Annotated in this window: 18 protein-coding genes; 11 read left to right on the top strand and 7 right to left on the bottom strand. The window is 67.3% G+C overall.

Features of this window, described 5'->3' with window-relative positions:
- Window positions 1-96: 96 nt before the first annotated feature.
- Window positions 97-1,581: a trypsin-like peptidase domain-containing protein gene (locus tag G7B67_RS07705; protein WP_166210394.1), complete on the bottom strand. Its 1,485-nt coding sequence runs from the start codon at window positions 1,579-1,581 to the stop codon at window positions 97-99.
- Between the two features lie 630 nt (window positions 1,582-2,211).
- On the opposite strand from G7B67_RS07705, the gene G7B67_RS07700 reads away from it, so the two are divergent.
- The 4 genes from G7B67_RS07700 (at window position 2,212) to G7B67_RS07685 (ending at window position 7,106) form a co-directional block, all read left to right on the top strand.
- Window positions 2,212-4,398 (top strand): adenosylcobalamin-dependent ribonucleoside-diphosphate reductase, encoded by a 2,187-nt coding sequence (locus tag G7B67_RS07700; RefSeq protein ID WP_166210391.1) that lies wholly within the window; start codon window positions 2,212-2,214, stop codon window positions 4,396-4,398.
- Window positions 4,399-4,552: 154 nt separating this feature from the next.
- Window positions 4,553-5,188 (top strand): hypothetical protein, encoded by a 636-nt coding sequence (locus G7B67_RS13510; protein WP_166210388.1) that lies wholly within the window; start codon window positions 4,553-4,555, stop codon window positions 5,186-5,188.
- Window positions 5,189-5,284: 96 nt separating this feature from the next.
- Window positions 5,285-6,079, top strand: a complete 795-nt coding sequence (locus G7B67_RS07690; RefSeq protein WP_166210385.1) for a TSCPD domain-containing protein — start codon at window positions 5,285-5,287, stop codon at window positions 6,077-6,079.
- Window positions 6,080-6,083: 4 nt separating this feature from the next.
- Window positions 6,084-7,106: an SIR2 family protein gene (locus tag G7B67_RS07685; RefSeq protein ID WP_166210382.1), complete on the top strand. Its 1,023-nt coding sequence runs from the start codon at window positions 6,084-6,086 to the stop codon at window positions 7,104-7,106.
- 449 nt (window positions 7,107-7,555) lie between these two features.
- Here G7B67_RS07685 and G7B67_RS07680 read toward each other — a convergent pair whose 3' ends face one another.
- On the bottom strand, window positions 7,556-7,834 hold the full coding sequence (locus tag G7B67_RS07680) for a hypothetical protein (RefSeq protein ID WP_207780890.1): 279 nt from the start codon (window positions 7,832-7,834) through the stop codon (window positions 7,556-7,558).
- Between the two features lie 486 nt (window positions 7,835-8,320).
- A complete protein-coding gene (locus G7B67_RS07675; protein ID WP_207780889.1) occupies window positions 8,321-8,944 on the bottom strand; it encodes an SOUL family heme-binding protein in 624 nt (207 codons plus the stop codon).
- Between the two features lie 341 nt (window positions 8,945-9,285).
- On the opposite strand from G7B67_RS07675, the gene G7B67_RS13425 reads away from it, so the two are divergent.
- The 3 genes from G7B67_RS13425 to G7B67_RS07665 are packed head-to-tail and all read left to right on the top strand — an operon-like array spanning window position 9,286 to window position 9,816.
- Window positions 9,286-9,459 carry a DUF1294 domain-containing protein gene (locus G7B67_RS13425; RefSeq protein WP_243412293.1) on the top strand — a complete coding sequence of 58 codons (174 nt, stop codon included), beginning with the start codon at window positions 9,286-9,288 and terminating at the stop codon, window positions 9,457-9,459.
- Window positions 9,460-9,468: 9 nt separating this feature from the next.
- Entirely contained in the window at window positions 9,469-9,597 is a 129-nt protein-coding gene (locus G7B67_RS13505; protein ID WP_279303972.1) for a DUF1294 domain-containing protein, read from the top strand.
- On the top strand, window positions 9,598-9,816 hold the full coding sequence (locus G7B67_RS07665) for a CPXCG motif-containing cysteine-rich protein (protein ID WP_243412292.1): 219 nt from the start codon (window positions 9,598-9,600) through the stop codon (window positions 9,814-9,816).
- Between the two features lie 69 nt (window positions 9,817-9,885).
- Here G7B67_RS07665 and G7B67_RS07660 read toward each other — a convergent pair whose 3' ends face one another.
- The 3 genes from G7B67_RS07660 to G7B67_RS07650 form a co-directional block, all read right to left on the bottom strand.
- Window positions 9,886-10,665, bottom strand: a complete 780-nt coding sequence (locus tag G7B67_RS07660; RefSeq protein WP_166210379.1) for a hypothetical protein — start codon at window positions 10,663-10,665, stop codon at window positions 9,886-9,888.
- Between the two features lie 189 nt (window positions 10,666-10,854).
- Window positions 10,855-11,091 (bottom strand): hypothetical protein, encoded by a 237-nt coding sequence (locus G7B67_RS07655; protein WP_166210376.1) that lies wholly within the window; start codon window positions 11,089-11,091, stop codon window positions 10,855-10,857.
- Between the two features lie 202 nt (window positions 11,092-11,293).
- Window positions 11,294-11,845, bottom strand: coding sequence for a hypothetical protein (locus tag G7B67_RS07650; protein WP_166210373.1), 552 nt, complete (start codon window positions 11,843-11,845; stop codon window positions 11,294-11,296).
- A 275-nt stretch (window positions 11,846-12,120) separates the two neighbouring features.
- On the opposite strand from G7B67_RS07650, the gene G7B67_RS07645 reads away from it, so the two are divergent.
- Window positions 12,121-12,795, top strand: coding sequence for an ion channel (locus G7B67_RS07645; protein WP_166210370.1), 675 nt, complete (start codon window positions 12,121-12,123; stop codon window positions 12,793-12,795).
- Between the two features lie 164 nt (window positions 12,796-12,959).
- Window positions 12,960-13,112 (top strand): entericidin A/B family lipoprotein, encoded by a 153-nt coding sequence (locus tag G7B67_RS07640; RefSeq protein WP_166210367.1) that lies wholly within the window; start codon window positions 12,960-12,962, stop codon window positions 13,110-13,112.
- Window positions 13,113-13,241: 129 nt separating this feature from the next.
- Here the strand turns inward: G7B67_RS07640 and G7B67_RS07635 are convergent, their stop codons facing one another.
- Complete coding sequence (locus G7B67_RS07635; protein WP_425482422.1) at window positions 13,242-14,048, bottom strand: hypothetical protein; 807 nt, start codon at window positions 14,046-14,048, stop codon at window positions 13,242-13,244.
- A gap of 109 nt (window positions 14,049-14,157) precedes the next feature.
- On the opposite strand from G7B67_RS07635, the gene G7B67_RS07630 reads away from it, so the two are divergent.
- On the top strand, window positions 14,158-15,459 hold the full coding sequence (locus G7B67_RS07630) for a tryptophan--tRNA ligase (protein WP_166210361.1): 1,302 nt from the start codon (window positions 14,158-14,160) through the stop codon (window positions 15,457-15,459).
- Window positions 15,456-15,764, top strand: coding sequence for a hypothetical protein (locus tag G7B67_RS07625; protein ID WP_243412291.1), 309 nt, complete (start codon window positions 15,456-15,458; stop codon window positions 15,762-15,764). The genes G7B67_RS07630 and G7B67_RS07625 overlap by 4 nt, the downstream gene beginning before the upstream one ends.
- The last annotated feature ends 2 nt before the right edge of the window (window positions 15,765-15,766 follow it).

Raw genomic sequence — 15,766 nt, 5'->3', positions numbered from 1 at the left:
CGCCGTTGCTTGCATTGGGGGGAATACTCATGGTCCAGGCTCCTCGGGGTTGCGACATCGCCTGCGACGATGCCGGATGGCTGCGCGAACGCAGCGTCATTGCATGATCAGTTCGCCCTGCTGGTTGCCGCGCACCACGCGCAGCAGCAGTTGTTGCGGCCCGGCCGCGCGCGCATCGCCGCGCTTGCCGGAAAAGCCCAGGCGGAAACCGGACAGGTCGTCGAAGCGACCGCTGTTGGCGGCGATCACCAGATCGCCGGCCTGCAGCCCGTTGGCCGCGGCGCGGCTGCCGCGCGCGACCTGTTCCACCAGTACGCCATTGGCGCCAGCCTGCCGCAGTCGCTCGGGTAACTCGGTGAAGGTCGCGCCAGCCAGGCGTGGATCCAGCGCCGCGCCGTCGACCGAGTGTGGCTGCTCGCGCAGCTGCGCGTTCAGCCGCAGCGGCTTGCCGTCGCGCAGCAGGTCCAGCGCCACTTTGGCCCCGACCGGCTGCAGGCCTTCGAAGTTGTGCAGCGCCTCGCGGCCGTCGATGTGCTGGCCGTTCGCGGACACGACCACGTCGCCGGCCCGCAGGCCCGCGGCCGCGGCGGCGGAGCCGGGATAGACCCGCGTGACCAGCGCGCCGGCCGCGGTGTCCAGGTGCAGCGCCGCGGCCAGCCGCGCGTCGATGTCCTGGGTGTCGATGCCCAGGCTGCCGCGGCGGACTTCGCCGGTGCTGGCGAGCTGGCGCATGACGTCGCCGGCGAGGTTGGACGGGATCGCGAAGCCCAGGCCGATGTTGCCGGCCATCGAACCCTCGCGGCTGGGATTGAAGCTGGCGGTGTTGATCCCGACCAGTTCGCCGCGCAGGTTGACCAGCGCGCCGCCGGAGTTGCCCGGATTGATCGAGGCGTCGGTCTGGATGAAGTTCTGGTAGCCAAGGCCGGGCAGGCCGCTGCGGCCGACCGCCGAGACGATGCCACTGGTGACCGTCTGCCCGATGCCGAACGGGTTGCCCACCGCGACCACGAAGTCACCCACCTGCAGGCGGCTGCTGTCGGCCAGCGGGATGGCGGTCAGCGGCATGTCCTTGGGCACCGCGATGCGCATCAGCGCGACGTCGGTGTCCGGGTCGGAGCCGACGAACTGCGCCGGCAGGTTGCGCCCGTCGGCCAGCGTCACCGACACCTGGTCGGCGCCTTCGATCACATGGTGGTTGGTGAGGATCAGCCCGCGCACGGCATCGACGATCACCCCGGAACCGAGCGACTGCGCGATCCGCTCCTGGGTCAGGCCGGGGAACATCTGCTGGAAGAACGGATCACCGCCGAAGGGACTGACCCGTACCCGCTGCTGGCTGTGCACGCTGACCACCGCCGGCAGCACGCGCTTGAGCATCGGCGCCAGCGAGGGCATCGGCGTGCCTTCGACGCTGGCCGGCAGCGCGGCCATCGCCGGAACGGCCGCTGCCGTGGGCGTGGCCGGCGTCGCCCGCGCGGGCGCCTCCAGGCCTTCGTGCAGCGCGGTGGCGGCGAAGCCGCCGAACGCAGCCGCGGCGGTCAGGGCAAACAGGGTGTTGCGGGGGCTGGGCAGTGGACGCATGCAGGATCGGTCTCCTGGAGTGTTATCGGTCGGCATCGGTGGCAGGGACGTGAAGGGCGCGTGCCCATCGCCGCTGCGGCGGCGAAGGCCACGCGCGCGGCGCCATCCCGGGGCGCAGGGAGTGTGCGCCAGGCGCGGCGCGGGCGACTTGCCCGCAAGTGAATGCGCAGGCCCATCGACCCGGGCGGCAACGCAAAGTTCGCCCGCCAGCGGCCACCACCGCCCGCACGCGCGGCCGCAAAATTTTTCTCGCCTTCCCCGTTGACATCCCGGCGCACCGCGCATAGTTTGGCTCCCCTGCGTCGCCACTACATCTTGTGGTGAACAGGGCAGCGGAAGCCCAAGCAGTAGGGTGAAGCAGGGCAGGGGCGGGGCCGGTTGGCGTTCACGCGACGGCCATCGTTGGTGTCACGCCACGGGGGGCAATCCCCAAGGGGACGGCGGATGCACGCTGCAGTAGACCTCACGGCCCGGACGGGCCACATCCAGACCACGTCGCGACGCGCATGCTGGCGCCGCGGCAGCCCCGTCGCCGCAGTTCGGCCCCCCGGCCGCGACGCCGGGTAGAGACGACGACCAATACATACATGTCGCGGCCGCGGTCGCGCAGGGACGAGGAGACGGGACGCGATGAGCACGGTGCGGCTGGAGGCGATCAGGACGGACATGGGCCAGGTGACGACGGTGGACGGGATGCGCGACGGCGCGCAGGTCATTCCGATGCAGCCGGCATCGACCGACATCTGGGACAAGAAGTACCGCCTGAAGACCAAGGCCGGCGTCGCCATCGATGCCGACATCGACGGCACCTACCAGCGCGTGGCCAAGGCGCTGGCCGAGGCCGAGCCCACCACCGAGCTGCAGCGCTACTGGAACGAGCGCTTCCTGTGGGCGCTGCGCCGCGGCGCGATCCCGGCCGGCCGCATCACCTCCAACGCCGGCGCGCTGGAGCACAAGCCGGCGACCTCGACGATCAACTGCACCGTCTCGGGGACCATCGAGGATTCGATGGACGGCATCCTCGACAAGGTCCACGAGGCGGGCCTGACGCTCAAGGCCGGCTGCGGCATCGGCTACGAGTTCTCGACCCTGCGCCCGCGCGGCGCGTTCGTCGCCGGCGCCGGCGCGTATACGTCCGGCCCGATGTCGTTCATGGATATCTACGACAAGATGTGTTTCACCGTGTCCTCGGCCGGTGGCCGCCGCGGCGCGCAGATGGGCACGTTCGACGTCAGCCACCCGGACGTGAAGGACTTCATCCGCGCCAAGCGCGAGGACGGCCGGCTGCGCCAGTTCAACCTGTCGCTGCTGATCACCGACGGCTTCATGGACGCGGTCGCGCAGGATGGCGACTGGCCGCTGGTGTTCCCGATCAACGCCAAGGAACAGGGCGACATCGACATCGATGATGCCGACAAGGTCGTCTGGCGCGACTGGCCGACGCACAAGAACTACATCACCCGCGACGACGGCCTGGTCGCCTGCCGCATCTACGGCCACATCCGCGCGCGCCACCTGTGGGACATGATCATGGTCTCGACGTACGACTACGCCGAGCCGGGTTTCATCCTCATCGACCGCGTCAACGAGATGAACAACAACTGGTGGTGCGAGAACATCCGCGCCACCAATCCCTGCGGCGAGCAGCCGTTGCCGCCCTATGGCGCCTGCCTGCTGGGCTCGGTCAACCTCACCACCTTCGTGCGCAACGCCTTCACCGACCAGGCGACCTTCGACTGGGACGAGTACAAGGAAGTCGTGCGCGTGTTCACCCGCATGCTCGACAACGTGGTCGAGGTGAATGGTTTGCCGCTGCAGCAGCAGCGCGACGAGATCCTGCGCAAGCGCCGCCACGGCATGGGCTTCCTCGGCCTGGGCAGCACGGTGACGATGTTGCAGATGAAGTACGGCTCGAAGGAATCGTGCGAATTCACCGAGCGCATCGCGCGCGAGATGGCCGTCGCCGGCTGGGAAACCGGCCTGGCGCTGGCGAAGGAGAAAGGCCCCGCGCCGATCATGGCCGAGCGCTTCATCGTCACCGCCGAGATGCTGCGCAAGCGCCCGGAAATGGCGGCCGACGGCTGGAAGATCGGCCAGGAGATCGAAGGCAGGTTGCTGCACGCGCGCTACTCGCGCTACATGCAGCGCGTGGCCGAGGTCGCACCGGAGCTGGTCGACGAACTGGCCGAGGTCGGCTCGCGTTTCACCCACCACAGCTCGATCGCGCCCACCGGCACCATCTCGCTGTCGCTGGCCAACAACGCGAGCAATGGCATCGAACCGTCCTTTGCGCACCACTACAGCCGCAACGTGATCCGCGAAGGCAAGAAGTCCAAGGAAAAGGTCGACGTCTGGTCGTATGAACTGCTCGCCTACCGCGAGCTGGTCAACCCGAAGGCGATGCCGTTCGCGACCGAGGCCGCCGCGCGCCTGCCGGAGTATTTCGTCTCCGCCGACGACATCACCCCGAAGGAGCACGTCGACGTGCAGGCCGCGGCGCAGAAGTGGGTCGACAGCTCGATCTCCAAGACCGCGAACGTGCCCACGGATTACCCGTACGAGGACTTCAAGGACATCTACCGCTACGCGCACCAGCAGGGCCTGAAGGGCTGCACCACGTTCCGCTTCAACCCGGCCGCCTTCCAGGGCGTGCTGGTCAAGGAAGCGGACCTGGAGAACACCCTGTACCGCTTCGAGCTCGAGGACGGCACGGTGCTCGAGGTCAAGGGCAACGAGCAGATCGAGTACGACGGCGAAATGCACACCGCGGCCAACCTGTTCGACGCGCTGAAAGAGGGGTATTACGGCAAGTTCTGAAGGCGCGCCGGCAGCGCGACGCGGCCGCCCACCCGGGTGCCGCGGCGCGACGCCGGAACCGCTGCCGGCGCGGCCCGCCCGGCGTTAGGATCGCGGCGTCCACCGTGCGTGGACCATCCACCACCAGTCAGGCAAGCAGCCCCCGGGAGGGCACATGAGCAACGGTAACGGAGTCACTGCCACGATTTCCGCCGCCGCCGATACGGTCGCCGAGCGCGCGCTGGATTTCGGCACCATCGTCAGCCGCAACGCCGAGGCCGCCACCGAAAAGGTCAAGGACGCCGCCGGCAAGGCGCGCAAGGCCGCCACCAACGCCAGGCAGGCCGCCGGCAAGGCCGCGACCAAGGCAAAAAAGGCCGCGGGCAAGGCCGTCACCGACACCAAGAGCCGGCTCAAGGCCGCCGCCGACAGCGGCCGCCAGGAAGCCGCCGCGCTCAAGCGCGCGCAGGCCGCGCGCAAGGCGAGCAGGAAGACCGCGGCGAAGAAGGCCGGCGCCAAGGGCGCGGCGAAGAAGACCTCCGCCAGCAAGGCGCTGGTCGTGCGCAAGTCGCCGGCCAGGAAGGCCGCCGCGAAGAAGACGCTGGTGAAGTCGCCGGCCAACAAGGCGGCCGCCAGGAAGGCGACGGCCAAGAAGTCGCCTGCGAAGAAGGCCACCGCGAAGAAGGCGATCCCCGCGCGCGCGATGTCCAAGGCGCCCGCGCGCAAGGCCACCGCCAGCAAGGCGACCGGCAAGTCCACCGCGCGCAAGACCACCGCCGGCAAGTCGGCGGGCAAGTCCGCGCGCCGCTGATCGCAATCCACGACCGCCGCGCCCGATGACGGCGCGGCGGCCGCTTCCAACCCATCGCTTCCAATCCACACCGCAACGCGTCACGTCAGGACTCCCATGGCCGTCAAGATCGACAAGAAAATCAAGGGCTACGCCGTCGTCACCCCCGAGGACAAGGCCAGGGACGCCGCCGCCAAGGTGGAGTCGGTGGCGCGCGCGACGATCGAAGCGCAGCTGCCGATGGCCGACGTGATCCAGATGCACGAGAAGATCGAGCGCCCCGAGGTGCTGATCGGATCGACCTACAAGATCAAGTCGCCGCTGGTCGAGCACGCGATGTACGTGACGATCAACGACATCGTGTTGAATGCCGGCAGCGAGCACGAGCAGCGCCGCCCGTTCGAGATCTTCATCAACTCCAAGTCGATGGACCACTTCCAGTGGATCGTTGCGCTGACCCGCATCATGTCGGCGGTGTTCCGCAAGGGCGGCGACGTCACCTTCCTGGTGGAGGAGATGCGCGCGGTGTTCGACCCCAAGGGCGGCTACTTCAAGGCCGGCGGCGTGTACATGCCGTCCCTGGTCGCCGAGCTCGGCTCGATCGTGGAGGACCACCTGAAGTCGATCGGCATGATGCACGACCCGGACATGAGCGCCGAGCAGCGCGCGTTGATCGCCGAGAAGCGCGCGGCGTATGAGTCCACGCAGCGCGGCGGCTCAAAAAAAAAGTCTGACGTAAGCGTCAGCTTCGAATCCGAGAATTCATCGCACGCCGAAACCATCGAGGTCACCGGCGACGGCGCGTCGTTCCCGCCGTCCGCCGCGATGTGCCACAAGTGCAGCAACAAGGCGGTGGTGATCATGGATGGGTGTGCGACTTGTTTGAATTGTGGGTATTCGAAGTGCGGGTGATCTCGTGAAGAGGCGTGCGCTGATCTTTGCTGGTGCGGGGGCGTCTTATGCCGTGGATCACGATGCATACCCGACCACTGTGCAGTTTTTCGACAAGCTCCCGTCAGAAATACGCGAGCATTCGTTAATTAAGGCAATTACACACCGGCTCCCCGAGAAATTTGGCTCGGGGCCTCCGGACGTCGAAAAACTTCTTTGGTGCCTGGAAGAATTAAACGAGTATCTCAACGCGATTAATTCAAGCACCCACCCAGCGTCTTGGTTCCTCCCGAATAACCAGCTTCCAGGACTCGTAGGGGTTGGAAAGGACGTGACTGGATTCGTTACGACGGCGCATAGAGCCCACGCTGTAGCAACCGATTTAAGGAACAAGATTGCGGCGAAAGTCTACGAATTCTATTCAAAGCTGCCTTCGCAAGATTCCTTATTGCCGAACTGGCAAAAGATGCTGGGAATTTGCGCCGAAAAATCTTATTGGCCAGATATCGTCACGACGAATTACGATCTAGTCATTGAGCAGGCCGCAGATTTTGCCGGCCAACCCATTGAATATGGGCGTGGCCGCGGAGTTGTGAGCGGACTCAATCTTGAGGTGTGGAAGAGGCAGTTATCTGAACCTGACTACTTGCCATCCGGAGGCACAGGCCTTCTTACAAAACTGCATGGTTCCGTCAACTGGCTCAGAGAACACGGAAAGATTGTTTTCGGAGGTACGGAGTTCAAAGGTGATCACGCTTATCACGGCGTGATCTATCCAGGATTTAAAGGTGTTCCGAAAGACGAGCCGTTCTCGCTCTTACACAGCTATTTGGAAGCTGCAATTCAGCGGGCCGATTTGATTGTTTTTATCGGTTTTGCATTTCGGGATGAGTACATCAGCGCTTGCCTGGAAAGGAATCTTGGGAGCAAGGTAGTGCACTTGATTGATCCTGGAGATGTTGAAATTCCAAGTGGGATCAAGAGCAACGTAAAACACATAAAACTAGGCTTTTCCGAGGCTATGCCAGTGTTGCGCGAAATGGCTTAGCAAGCGTAGCCCGGGCAAGCGCAACGCGCGTAAGGCGGGTTGGAGAGCGGGGTCAGGTTCACTTAATTGGTGAAGCCTAGGATCAAAGGCTTCCGCCTTCGGCGGGTCACTTTTGTTTCGGCAAAAGTAACCAAAACCATCCGCTCCTGACACTCGCCGCCTGCGGCGGTTCCCTGCGCTCCTCGACCGCGACGGCACGGCGCCCAAACTCGCTGCGCTCAAACATGGGCGCCTCTTCGGCCGCCACGGCCTCCGGTGCTCGGCTCGCTTTAAGTCGCTGAAGCGCAATCAACCGCAACGCCGGAACGGGGTCAGGTTCACTTCAGTGGTGGGCGGAGAACGGGTCAGGTTCACTTACTTGGTGAAGCCTAGGATCAAAGGCTTCCGAGAAGGGGGTCAGGTTCACTTATTTGTTGAAGCCAGGATCAAAGGCTTCCGCCTTCGGCGGGTCACTTTTGTTTCGGCAAAAGTAACCAAAACCATTCGCTCCTGACACTCGCCGCCTGCGGCGGTGCCCTGCGCTCCTCGGCCGCGGTGGCACGGCGCCCAAACTCGCTGCGCTCAAACATGGGCGCCTCTTCGGCCGCCGCGACCTCCGGTGCTCGGCTCGCTTTAAGTCGCTGAAGCGCAAGCAACCGCAACGGCAATAGCAATAGCAGCGGCAAACGCAAAAGCACGAGTAACGGCTGCTGCGAGGCGAACACGCGTGCTTCTTCCTTTTCGCGCATCGAAGGAGATTTGGAGAGACTGTCTTGACGTTGACGTTGACGTTGACGTTGACGTGACGTTGACGTTGACGTTGACGTTGACGTTGACGTTGACGTTGACGTTGACGTTGACGTTGATGTGGCTCTTGCTGTCTTGCGACTTAAAGGCCGCCAAGCATCGCAGGCGGGAGCGGCCGTAGAGGCGCCCATGTCTGAGTGCGCGTAGCGCGCGAGTTTGGGCGCCGTGCCGCTGCTGCCGAGAAGCGCAGGGCACCGGGACGGCTGTATCGTCCCGGCGGACGTCAGGAGCAAACGGTTTTGGTGACTTTTGCCAAGACAAAAGTCACTCGCGCGAAGCGCGAAAGCCCTGGGCTTGATCTTGCCCTGCGCGAAGCGCGAAAGCCCTGGGCTTGCTCTTGCCCTGCGCGAAGCGCGAACGCCCCAGGCTTGATCTTGCCCTGCGCGAAGCGCACGCCAAAAGCAATCAAGAGGCGACAACGCCGGGGGTTAGCGTTCAACCTCCACCATGACCTCGTTGCGGCGCATGAACCACAAGGTCCATGGCGGGTTGTATTGGGCCAGGGAGACCGGGCCGATGGTGCGGAGGCGTCGCGACTTCACCTGCGCCAGCAGTTCGTTCGATTTCGCCTCGACGTCACCGGGCAGCGCCAGGCCCGAGAATCGGAGGACCGCAAAACGGGCGGGGTCCATGGATCGCAGCCGGACCCGCGGATCGTCCGGCACCGGAAGCGTCTGCAGCGAATAGGCGCTCGGCATGGTGAAGCGGACGACCCATTCACCAGTCGCCGTTTGCGTCTGCGCGACGGGTGCGGTCATCGCGATTTTCTCGCTGACGGCCTGCTGCGTCACCGGGGCTGTCATGGCGATGCCCTGCCGCCGCTTGTTGCCACCGAAGATGTAGCCGGCGAGCAGCCTGAAGCCTTTGCTCGCGGCGTCCTTCTGTCCGCCCGTGACGGTCACCTCCGCGACCACGAGCGCGGGGTAATCGCGTATGTCGAAATCGCCGTCCCGCAGCACCTGGCGGAAGGCGGGCTCTTCAACCGCCATCGTGGCGCTCGCCCATGTCATGACGACCATCGAGGCGGCCAACAGCCATCGCTTCACGGTCATCGGGGGTCCCCGGCTGCGTCATCGTTCGATCCTGTCCGCTCGGCCGCGTCGACATGCCGGGCGCTAGGTGCAGTGGTAGGCGCCGGGCGATGACGGGCGCGTCATCGTGCGATGTCCGAAGTCAGCGTAGCCCGGGCAAGCGCAGCGCACCCGGGGCGCTTCCCGCGACGATCAACCCGGGTGCGACTTCGGTCTTGCCTGGGCTACGGATGCAACGACCGGATGGATGCCGAGGACATCAGGGATGGTGGGATATCGACGCAATCGCGTGGATGGCGGTACGTTCTTCTTCACCGTCACGCTGCGGGATCGGCGCGGGGATGTGCTGGTCCGGCAGGTCGATGCGTTGCGCGGCCGGGCTGCTGCACAAGCTGCCGGTCGAAGTCGTCTTCGCTTATGTCGCCATGAGCGTCGTGGCGATCGCGCTGTACCCCTTCGACAAGGCGGCGGCCGAACGCGGGCGGCGGCGCACGCCGGAAAACACATGGCACATGGTCGCGTTGCTGGGCGGTTGACCGGGGGCCTTGCTGGCGCAGGGACTGTTCCGCCACAAGTCGAGCAAGGCGGCGTTCCAGGCGGTGTTCTGGATGACTGTGCTCGGCAGTTGGGCCTTGCTGGGCTGGCTCTTGCGGTCCGGTGCGCTGCAGGGCTGAATGCTTTCCAGCCCATCGCGCGAGGTCGCCATGCTGTCCACCCAGGATGTCGAGTGCCCCTATTGCGGCGAAGTCATCACCCTGGCGCTGGACGCCAGCGCCGGACCGCAGCGCTACATCGAGGATTGCCACGTCTGCTGCCGGCCGATCACGGTCGAGCTGGCGATCGATGCCGATGGTGACGTGCACGCCCGCGTGCAATCGGAAGAAGACACCTGAGCCGACGGTGGCCGCGATGCCGACGGGGCACCACGCGCAGCCGACCCCGCGTCAGCGCGAAGACGGCGTTCAGGGCAAGCGGTCGCGGAGGGAGACCGAGCCTGGCCGCCGCTCTGGGCCCGGGCGCGCATGGGCGGCATGCGCATCGTGCGGCCGCCAGTTGCTCCTGCGGTCCAAGCGGGCGCGTGGCTGCAGTATCACCGGGCTGTCACGACGGGCGGCGTCGCGCGCCGCGCTCCACTGCAGCCACCCGGCGGCCACAGCGATGCCGCCGAACGTCAGCGGGCCGCCGGGCCAGGCGTGGGTATTGAAGACCTCCAGGCCCCAGCCGGAGATCGCCAGCAGCAGGACCGGCGGCCACGGGCGCCCGGCACGGCGCAGCGAAATCGCGGCGGTGAGGGTGGCCAGCCCCAGCGCGAGTGCGCCGATGGAGGACAGCGATGGCGTGCCGCCATCGCGCACGCCGCCGACAACGGGGTGCCGCCAGATGACATCGATGGCATCGCGCCACGCCGGCGCATCGCCGGAGGCATGGGCGGCCTGGACGAGCAGGCCCACGACCAGCCCGGCGGCGGTATCGAAGGCGATGAAACTGACCGCGAACACGAACAACGCCACGCGGCTGGCGATCGACGCCAGGTCGCGGCGGCCGTGCAGCAATGCGGCGACGGCGATCGCAGCCAATGGAAACAATGGAATCTGCGCGTAGTGCACGAACAACCAGCGGTCGACATCCAGTTGCAGCACGTTCCCGGCGTGGGGATGAAACAACTCGAGCACGGCCAGGTGCAGGGGCGCTGCGACCACCAGCGAGGCGTTTCGTAACCCGGCACGCGCAGTCGCATCCATGGCGCTTCCCTGTCGACGGGGCGGGGGAAGCGCCGTGGCGGGCCTGGCTCGCGCTGCATCGCGCGGCCGACACGTCCACTCCAGCGTTCCACCCGCCAAGGACGGCCGATCCTAGTCGGGGTCGCTGCAAGCGGCGATGAAGCCCGCGTGCCGGCCTCACCGGTGAGCGGGGCTGCGCCGCCGCGCGTTCTAGCGGTCGTCACCACCAGACGGACGCTGTGCCGCCGGCACCGGCTGGGAAGGCCGCCGCGAGCGGCCGCGCCAACGCCCCCCGACATGCCAGGCGGTGCCCAGAACGACCAGCAGCAGCGGGATCGCACCCGGCTCGCCATCGGCATGGATCTTCCCGGCCATCAGCACGACGCCGACCGCGATCGCGCACGCAGACAGGATGCGTTGCAGCACCCGGCCACGGTTCGTTTTCATGCAGGCTCCTGATCGTGGCCGCGCCATGGCGGCCGTCGGCGACAGCCTGCCTGCGGCGTGTGTGGCGGTAATGAAGCGGGCGTGCAGTGCGCGGGGGGCCTCGGCTCGATCGCGTCGGCAAGCGACCGCGATGGTGCGACCGCGATGGTGCGACCGCGATGGTGCGACCGCGATGGTGCGACCGCGATGGTGCGACCGCGCACTATCTGCGCTTCGGCTTTGCCTTGTTGGTTTTTGCCTTGTGCGCTTTCCCCTTGCGCGCGGCTGCCGCGGCCGCCGCCTCCTCGGCCGCCTGCCGCGCGTGCACGCGTTCGATCTCGGCGGGGAGTTCGCGTTGCAGGATCGCGAGCAGCTGCGCGGCGATGTCGCTGTCGATCGGCGCGCCCCCCGGCGTGCGCGCCGTCACCTGCGTGGTCAGCTCATGCACGGTGTCCGACAGCAGCAACGGCTGCACCAGGATCAGCAGCGGCTGGTCGCGGTAGCGCAGCGAGTACAGACCCATCATCCGCGAGCGGCTGTCGTAGCTCGCGGTCGGCGTGCGCACGAGGATGTCGCCGACGGCGTTCCAGGTGTCCAGCGGCGCGGCATGCAGCGTGAACTGCCCGCGCGTCTCCGTCGGCGCGGCGATGACCGGCTCCGGCGCGGCGGGGTGGCTCGCACAGGCGGCGAGGGCACCCGCGATCGCCAGCGCACAGGCAGGCAGCAGGAGGCGTGGCGTCCGGGGGCGTGGCGTCGGGGCGCGCGTTCGGATCATTCCGGCGTGTTTGCACCATCGGCCGTGACGGGCGGGCCAAGGGCGATCGCCGTTCGCAAGCTGCGGCGCCGCGACGAAGCCACCGATCCTCCATGTGCGCCAGTGTCGAAGGCGCGCATCGGTCGATGCCGGTGCGGTGGCGCGGCCGCAGACACCCATCACTCCCGGTCGACCACGCCGCCCGCTCCCCGGGGGGCGCAAGGGCCCGGCGCGTCGGCGCGCCATTCCGTCGCACCCTTCGCACCACCGCAACCGCATCGCGCTAGATTGCGCCGATGCCGACCGTCTTCCCGCGCCTGTTTTCGCTGATGCCACGCCGCCACCCGTCGGCCTTCCTGCTCGCCGCGCAACTGCTCAGCCTGGTGCTGTATCCATCGATGGACAACACCCAGGGCGGGCGGCTGTTGTTCGGTGCGGTGGCGCTGGTGGTGATTCCACTGACGGTGCTGGTGGTCAATCGCAGTCGTTCGGTCACGAAAATCGCATGGGCGCTGGCAGTGCCGGCGATCGCGTTGACGGTGATGGGCGTGCTGACCGGGCATGCGCGCCTGTTCCGATGGTCGGCGTCGCTGGAAGCGCTGCTGTATTTCTATGCCGCCGGCAGCCTGATCCACTACATGCTGCGCGACCTGCTGGTCACCGCCGACGAGCTGTTCGCCGCGGGTGCGGCCTTCACCCTGCTCGCGTGGGGCTTTGCCTACGCGTACTTCGCCTGCCAGGCATGGGTTCCGGGAAGCTTCACTGGATTGGAGCCGGAACGCGCGCGCAGCTGGGTGGAGCTGTTGTCCATGAGCTTCAGCAATCTCTCCGCGACCGGCAGCGGCGACGTGATCGCGGTCGGTCCGGTGGCGCGGGTGCTGGTGATGCTGGAGCAGTTCGCCGGCGTGGGTTACATCGCCGCGGTGGTGTCGCGGTTGATCGGGCTGACGCTGGCGTCCCACGCGCGCTGAGTGGCCAGGGGCGCCCGCGCGCCGGCGCCGCCTCGGCGATGCTGAACGCTTCCAGCCGCGGCCATCGATGGCGTGGCGCATTCCACACCGGCTTCACGGCCGCCTGCGTTTGATGCACGGGCGGCCCATGACGGGCCACCCCACACGAGTGAAGGAGAGACCCGATGAAGCGTTTGATCGTCCTGATGATGATGGCGGCGTTTTCCACCGCGACGCTGACGGCCTGCAACACCATGGCCGGTGCGGGCAAGGACGTGCAGAAAGTCGGCGAGAAGGTCACCGACAAGGCCCAGGATTGCAAGGACGGCAAGTGCTGATACCTGCGGCACAGGCATGACGTAAAGGATGCGTCGGCAGGGAAGCATGCGGGCCGGAGCCAGCGCTCCGGCCCGCTTCTTTGTGCACGGACCGAACGCGCGCCCTGCGCGGGCGCGCTCGGTGCAGGCTCATCCGTTCGGCGGATCCGGCACGAAGCCGCCCGGGAACGCCTGCGGTGCCGGCCCCGACGCACGCCATGGCGGTAGCGGCCGCGGCACGATGCCCGCCGCGGCGAGCGCGTCGATGTCGTCGTAGCGCAGCTGCAGCACCTGGTCCGGTCGCATGCTGGCGCGCACGAACTGCGTGTGCTGCACCGGCGACCATTCGCGATCGCCGTGGCCAGTGCCCAGCCGTTGCGGCAGTTCGACAGCGGCATCCGCCGCCGTCGGCGCGGCGGCCTTGGCCTGGTTGCGTGCCAGCGCGCCGCGCGCATCCTCGCGCAGCATCGGCGCGACCGGCGGTGGTGGCGGCAGCGGACGAGCCTCGCGGAACACCGCGATGCCGAGCACCCCGACATTGTCCGGCCGCCCGGTGCGCGCGGCGTAGGAATCGGGCAGGTCGGTGAACACGAACTGCGCGACATCGTCGAGCGATTTGCGCCAGCCTTCGACCTCGGTGCTCTGCCAGGGCGCGAGCACGTAGCCGGCCTGCGAAGGATCGGCGGTTTCGCCGCTGACGGCGTTGACGCCGTCCACCGACAACACGACGAGCACGCGCTCGTCGCTGGTATTGGTCAGGCGCACGGCGTAGCGATGGCCGGGCGTGCCGGCCACCCAGCGATCGCCGCGATAGGGGTATTCGGGCAGCCATTGGCCGCTGTCGCGATCCAGCACGGCCAGCTGGACCAGCGGACGCGCATGCAGCGGGTGCGCGGCGAGTGGGCCGCTGGCGCTGGCGGCGACCAGCGCCGCGGTGAGCATCAGGACATTGCGCAACATGGGGTGTCTCCGGGTCGAGGGGCCCCGCTGCCAACGCACCGCGCCGGCCGGTGGGGTTGGCGCGGGTAAACTTGCGCGTTCCGAGCCGCGACCCGCCGCACGCCTTATGACCCCGACCCGCGTCCTCACCGGCATCACCACCTCGGGAACCCCGCACCTGGGCAACTACGTCGGCGCGATCCGCCCGGCGCTGGCGGCCAGCCGTCGCCCGGGTGTCGAAAGCTTCTACTTCCTGGCCGACTACCACGCGCTGGTGAAGGTGCACGAACCCGCCCGCGTGCAGCGCTCGACGCTGGAGATCGCCGCGGCGTGGCTGGCCTGCGGGCTGGACCCGGCGCAGGTGTGGTTCTACCGCCAGTCCGACGTTCCCGAGATTCCCGAGCTCACGTGGCTGCTGACCTGCATCGCCGGCAAGGGCCTGCTCAACCGCGCGCACGCCTACAAGGCGGCGGTGGATCGCAATCGCGGCGAAGGCGAGGACGACGATACCGGCATCAACGCCGGCCTGTTCATGTACCCGGTGCTGATGGCGGCCGACATCCTGCTGTTCGACGCCAACCAGGTGCCGGTCGGGCGCGACCAGGTGCAGCACATCGAGATGGCGCGCGACTTCGCGCAGCGCTTCAACCATCTGTATGGCGAAGGACACTTCGTGTTGCCCGAAGCGGTGATCGAGGCGCAGGTGGCGACGCTGCCGGGCCTGGACGGCCGCAAGATGAGCAAGAGCTACGACAACACCATCCCGCTGTTCGCGCCGCGCGAGCAGCTGAAGAAGCTGATCTATTCGATCGTCACCGACTCGCGTGCACCGGGCGAGGCGAAGGACACCGAAGGCTCGGCATTGTTCCAGCTGTACCAGGCGTTCGCATCGGCGCAGGAAACCGACGCGATGCGCCAGGCCTTCGCCGACGGCATCGGCTGGGGCGAGGCGAAGCAGCGCCTGTTCGAGCGCATCGACAGCGAGGTCGCGCCGATGCGCGAGCGCTACGAGGCGCTGGTCGCGCATCCGGAAACGATCGAGCAGCAGTTGCGCGACGGTGCCCGGCGCTTGCGCGAGCGCTACGCGGTGCCGCGGTTGCGCGCGTTGCGCGAGGCGGTGGGGCTGCGCGACCTGGGTGCGCGCGCATCCGGTGCGAAGGCGGGCAAGCCGGCATCGGCGCCGCTGCCGGTGTTCAAGCAGTACCGCGAGGCCGACGGGAAGTTCTACTTCAAGCTCGTCGACGGCGAGCACGTGCTGCTGCAGAGCACGGGTTTCGATTCGCCCAAGGACGCCGGCGCGCGGATCGCGGCGCTGAAGCGCGGCGCGTTCGATGCTGCCGATGCAAGCGTCGTGCCGGGCAACGATGTGGGCGTCGACGAGATCGATGCGGCGCTGTCCGCACTGCGCGCGGCCGCGGAGGCAAAGTGAACCTGGCTTCGCAACCGGACTTGGCGCTGCTGCTGTTCGCGCCTTGGTTCCTGATCCTGGCGGGGCTGTACTGGGTGTACCCGCGCCAGCCACGCGACGGCGCGCGCCGGCTGTTCGATGCCTGCGCGTTGGCGATCGGCGTCGCGGCGTTTGTGTGGACCCTGCATTGGGCGCATGGCTTCGCCGATCGCCGCCATGGCCTGATGTGGCCGCAGATCCTGGCGACGTCCGCCGGCTACGCGGTGTTCCTGGCGGTCCTGGTGATCGCGCTCTTCGTGCGCCGGGCGTGGCTGCGCCGACGCTGAGT

Origin of the sequence: Cognatiluteimonas telluris (assembly GCF_011320095.1) — a bacterium.
Classification (GTDB): domain Bacteria; phylum Pseudomonadota; class Gammaproteobacteria; order Xanthomonadales; family Xanthomonadaceae; genus Cognatiluteimonas; species Cognatiluteimonas telluris.
The sequence above is the reverse complement of the archived record's forward strand: the minus strand, read 5'-3'. Positions and strand labels throughout refer to the sequence as shown.